The 5,611-nt window shown below is 50.6% G+C and carries 2 tRNA genes and 3 rRNA genes; all 5 read right to left on the reverse strand.

The features are described from left to right. Nucleotides 1–7: 7 nt before the first annotated feature. Nucleotides 8–121: ribosomal RNA gene (rrf, locus tag ACJSDX_RS14315) — 5S ribosomal RNA — on the reverse strand. Between the two features lie 144 nt (nt 122–265). Next, nucleotides 266–3,149 (reverse strand): 23S ribosomal RNA (locus ACJSDX_RS14320). A 288-nt stretch (nt 3,150–3,437) separates the two neighbouring features. Beyond that, a tRNA-Ala gene (locus tag ACJSDX_RS14325) sits at nt 3,438–3,513 on the reverse strand. 96 nt (nt 3,514–3,609) lie between these two features. Beyond that, nucleotides 3,610–3,686, reverse strand: a tRNA-Ile gene (locus ACJSDX_RS14330). Between the two features lie 72 nt (nt 3,687–3,758). Beyond that, a 16S ribosomal RNA gene (locus ACJSDX_RS14335) occupies nt 3,759–5,301 on the reverse strand. Together the 16S, 23S and 5S rRNA genes with 2 tRNA genes alongside form the textbook arrangement of a ribosomal RNA operon. Between the last annotated feature and the right edge of the window lie 310 nt (nt 5,302–5,611).

Below are 5,611 nucleotides of genomic sequence, written 5' to 3' on the forward strand. Positions count from 1 at the left end.
AATAAAAGTCTGGCGGTGACCTACTTTCGCATGCGAGGTGCATACTATCATTGGCGCGGAATCGTTTCACGGCCCTGTTCGAGATGGGAAGGGGTGGTTCCAATTCGCTATGGCCGCCAGACATAACCGGTAGTGCGTGTGCGGTGCACATGCACTGATATCTGATGGAATTTGCTTAGCAAATTCGTCTTCAACAAACAGAAGAAGTAAAGATGGTATTTTGATTGCTGCTTTAGAGCGACCTTGATTCAAGTTTCAAGGTTATAGGATCAAGCCTCACGAGCAATTAGTATCGGTTAGCTTAACGCATTACTGCGCTTCCACACCCGACCTATCAACGTCCTGGTCTCGAACGACTCTTTAGTGTGCTCAAGGCACAAGGGAAGTCTCATCTTGAGGCAAGTTTCGCGCTTAGATGCTTTCAGCGCTTATCTCTTCCACACTTAGCTACCCGGCGATGCCACTGGCGTGACAACCGGTCCACCAGAGGTGTGTCCACTCCGGTCCTCTCGTACTAGGAGCAGCCCCCCTCAAACTTCCAACGCCCACGGCAGATAGGGACCAAACTGTCTCACGACGTTTTAAACCCAGCTCACGTACCACTTTAAATGGCGAACAGCCATACCCTTGGGACCGGCTACAGCCCCAGGATGTGATGAGCCGACATCGAGGTGCCAAACTCCCCCGTCGATATGAACTCTTGGGAGGAATCAGCCTGTTATCCCCAGAGTACCTTTTATCCGTTGAGCGATGGCCCTTCCATACAGAACCACCGGATCACTATGACCTGCTTTCGCACCTGCTCGACCTGTCCGTCTCGCAGTCAAGCAACCTTATGCCATTGCACTATCAGTACGATTTCCGACCGTACCTAGGTTACCTTCGCACTCCTCCGTTACTCTTTGGGAGGAGACCGCCCCAGTCAAACTGCCCACCATGCACGGTCCCCGATCCGGATTACGGACCTAGGTTAGAACCTCAACAACATCAGGGTGGTATTTCAAGGATGGCTCCATAGGAACTGGCGTCCCTACTTCAAAGCCTCCCACCTATCCTACACAAATCTTGTCAAAGTCCAATGCAAAGCTACAGTAAAGGTTCATGGGGTCTTTCCGTCTAGCCGCGGGTAGATTGCATCTTCACAAACATTTCAACTTCGCTGAGTCCCGAGAGGAGACAGTGTGGCCATCGTTACGCCATTCGTGCGGGTCGGAACTTACCCGACAAGGAATTTCGCTACCTTAGGACCGTTATAGTTACGGCCGCCGTTTACCGGGGCTTCGATCAAGAGCTTGCACCCCATCACTTAACCTTCCGGCACCGGGCAGGCGTCACACCGTATACGTCCACTTTCGTGTTTGCACAGTGCTGTGTTTTTATTAAACAGTCGCAGCCACCTTTTCACTGCAACCCCATCAAGCTCCGGACGCGAGGTCCTTCACCCTACCGGGGCGCACCTTCTCCCGAAGTTACGGTGCTAATTTGCCGAGTTCCTTCTCCCGGGTTCTCTCAAGCGCCTTAGAATTCTCATCCTGCCCACCTGTGTCGGTTTGCGGTACGGTTCACATATACCTGAAGCTTAGTGGCTTTTCTTGGAAGCTTGGTATCAATCACTTCGTCTCACAAGGAGACTCGTCGTCACGCCTCAGTCTTAACCTCCCGGATTTGCCTAAGAGATCAACCTACACGCTTAAACCACCTATTCCAACAGATGGCTGACCTAACCTTCTCCGTCCCCACATCGCAGTATATGTAAGTACAGGAATATTAACCTGTTTCCCATCAGCTACGCATCTCTGCCTCACCTTAGGGGCCGACTCACCCTGCGCCGATGAACGTTGCGCAGGAAACCTTGGGCTTTCGGCGAGGGAGCTTTTCACTCCCTTTATCGCTACTCATGTCAGCATTCGCACTTCTGATACCTCCAGCATTCCTCACAGAACACCTTCGCAGGCCTACAGAACGCTCTCCTACCATGCTAGTAAACTAGCATCCGCAGCTTCGGTTACGTGCTTAGCCCCGTTACATCTTCCGCGCGGGACGACTCGACCAGTGAGCTATTACGCTTTCTTTAAAGGATGGCTGCTTCTAAGCCAACCTCCTGGCTGTCTGTGCCTTCCCACTTCGTTTTCCACTTAGCACGTCATTAGGGACCTTAGCTGGCGGTCTGGGTTGTTTCCCTCTTGTCCACGGACGTTAGCACCCATGGACTGTCTCCTGTGATTGCACTTCTCGGTATTCGGAGTTTGCCATGGTTTGGTAAGCTCTTATGAGCCCCCTAGCCATAACAGTGCTCTACCCCCGAGAGTGAGACACAAGGCACTACCTAAATAGCTTTCGGAGAGAACCAGCTATCTCCAAGTTTGTTTAGCCTTTCACCCCTATCCACAGCTCATCCCCTAATTTTTCAACATTAGTGGGTTCGGACCTCCAGTACCTGTTACGGCACCTTCATCCTGGCCATGGATAGATCACTTGGTTTCGGGTCTACACCCAGCAACTGAACGCCCTATTCGGACTCGCTTTCGCTACGCCTCCCCTATCGGTTAAGCTTGCTACTGAATGTAAGTCGCTGACCCATTATACAAAAGGTACGCAGTCACCCCTTACGAGGCTCCCACTGTTTGTATGCATGCGGTTTCAGGTTCTATTTCACTCCCCTCCCGGGGTTCTTTTCGCCTTTCCCTCACGGTACTGGTTCACTATCGGTCGATTACGAGTATTTAGCCTTGGAGGATGGTCCCCCCATGTTCAGACAGGATTTCACGTGTCCCGCCCTACTTGTCGTTACCCTAGTTCCACATACGGGATTTCATATACGGGGCTATCACCCACTATGGCCGGACTTTCCATTCCGTTCTATTATCGCGTATGCTAAAAGTAACAGGCTTTTCCGGGTTCGCTCGCCACTACTTCCGGAATCTCGGTTGATTTCTTTTCCTCGAGCTACTTAGATGTTTCAGTTCACTCGGTTCGCCACCGTCCTCCTATATATTCAGAGGGGGTTACCCTTGCGGGTGGGTTTCCCCATTCGGACATTCCCGGATCAAAGCTTGTTTGCCAGCTCCCCGAGACTTTACGCAGGCTACCACGTCCTTCATCGCCTGTAATCGCCAAGGCATCCACCACATGCACTTATTCGCTTGACCCTATAACGTTGAATCCTGAACCCTTTTAAATTCAAGAACATGACTGACGAGTAGTAGTCAGTCCGTTATAGGCTGCTTCTAAAGCACTATCGAACCACGTTAAAAAAACAACGCTGTTCAATGTTTTGATTTCTGCAATCAAATTACCCATTGAATGTTTCAGACCTCATCACAAAGTCTTACTTCATTCTCTTTACTTCTTCCATTTTGTTAAAGATCAATCTAGCTTGTAAAAGCCAGACATAAAGACAGCACGCTGCGCTTATGTCTAACTTTTCAACAAAGAGTTGGTGGAGGATGACGGGATCGAACCGACGACCCCCTGCTTGCAAAGCAGGTGCTCTCCCAGCTGAGCTAATCCCCCTCTGAACTTCGCATTACTTCGTTACTCATCTTCTTGCACATCAAAGTATGCGGCGAAGATTCGCGCCTCGTACTACTCGTCCACTTGATAATGCGTTGGTGGGTCTGGTTGGGCTCGAACCAACGACCCCCGCCTTATCAAGACGGTGCTCTAACCAGCTGAGCTACAGACCCTTAAGGCCAATCTTTGTTGCGCTCTTTAAACAACCGATAAGTGTGAATGCTTGCAAGCAAGGCATACTCTAGAAAGGAGGTGATCCAGCCGCACCTTCCGATACGGCTACCTTGTTACGACTTCACCCCAGTCATGAATCCCACCGTGGTAAGCGCCCTCCTTGCGGTTAGGCTACCTACTTCTGGTGAAACCCACTCCCATGGTGTGACGGGCGGTGTGTACAAGGCCCGGGAACGTATTCACCGCGACATGCTGATCCGCGATTACTAGCGATTCCGACTTCATGCAGTCGAGTTGCAGACTGCAATCCGGACTACGATCGGCTTTCTGAGATTAGCTCCCCCTCGCGGGTTGGCAACCCTCTGTACCGACCATTGTATTACGTGTGAAGCCCTGGCCATAAGGGCCATGAGGACTTGACGTCATCCCCACCTTCCTCCGGTTTGTCACCGGCAGTCCCAATAAAGTGCCCAACTGAATGATGGCAATTATTGGCAAGGGTTGCGCTCGTTGCGGGACTTAACCCAACATCTCACGACACGAGCTGACGACAGCCATGCAGCACCTGTGTCCACTTTCCCTTTCGGGCACCTAATGCATCTCTGCTTCGTTAGTGGCATGTCAAGGCCAGGTAAGGTTTTTCGCGTTGCATCGAATTAATCCACATAATCCACCGCTTGTGCGGGCCCCCGTCAATTCCTTTGAGTTTTAATCTTGCGACCGTACTCCCCAGGCGGTCAACTTCACGCGTTAGCTGCGTTACTAATGGATTTTACTCCACCAACAACTAGTTGACATCGTTTAGGGCGTGGACTACCAGGGTATCTAATCCTGTTTGCTCCCCACGCTTTCGAGCATGAGCGTCAGTATTAGGCCAGGAGGCTGCCTTCGCCATTGGTATTCCTCCACATCTCTACGCATTTCACTGCTACACGTGGAATTCTACCTCCCTCTCCTATACTCTAGCCTTGCAGTTTCAAACGCAGTTCCCAGGTTGAGCCCGGGGCTTTCACATCTGACTTGCAAAACCGCCTGCGCTCGCTTTACGCCCAGTAATTCCGATTAACGCTCGCACCCTACGTATTACCGCGGCTGCTGGCACGTAGTTAGCCGGTGCTTCTTATCAAGGTACCGTCATCCTCATCTAGTATTAGTAGATAAGTTTTCTTTCCTTGCGAAAGAGCTTTACAACCCGAAGGCCTTCTTCACTCACGCGGCATGGCTGGATCAGGCTTTCGCCCATTGTCCAAAATTCCCCACTGCTGCCTCCCGTAGGAGTCTGGGCCGTGTCTCAGTCCCAGTGTGGCTGATCATCCTCTCAGACCAGCTACTGATCGTCGCCTTGGTAGGCTTTTACCCCACCAACTAGCTAATCAGATATCGGCCGCTCCATTAACGTGAGGTCCGAAGATCCCCCACTTTCCCCCTCAGGGCGTATGCGGTATTAGCTAATCTTTCGACTAGTTATCCCCCATTATTGGACACGTTCCGATATATTACTCACCCGTTCGCCACTCGCCACCAGGGAGCAAGCTCCCCGTGCTGCCGTTCGACTTGCATGTGTAAAGCATGCCGCCAGCGTTCAATCTGAGCCAGGATCAAACTCTTCAGTTTAATTCCGACTATTACTTGTGACCTCTTTCGAGGTCGGTATATCGCTTGGCTTAATCTCAAATGAATCTTAGGTGTAACTTAAAAAGTTACAGATTTCATTTAAGTGTTAAGCACTTGTATGTTGAGTTTCGGATACATATTTAACTATGTATCTTTTGCACTCACCTACAAGCACCCACACTTATCGGTTGTTCGTTTTGTTAAAGAGCAGGTTACTTCTTTTTACTCGCCGCCGATTCGTTTCGAATTCAGCGAGAGGGCGCATTATACAGACCTTTTAAACCAGGTCAAGCTAGTTTCGAAATTTATT

Source organism: Methylobacillus draconifructus, assembly GCF_045984355.1.
Classification (GTDB): Bacteria; Pseudomonadota; Gammaproteobacteria; order Burkholderiales; family Methylophilaceae; genus Methylobacillus; species Methylobacillus flagellatus_A.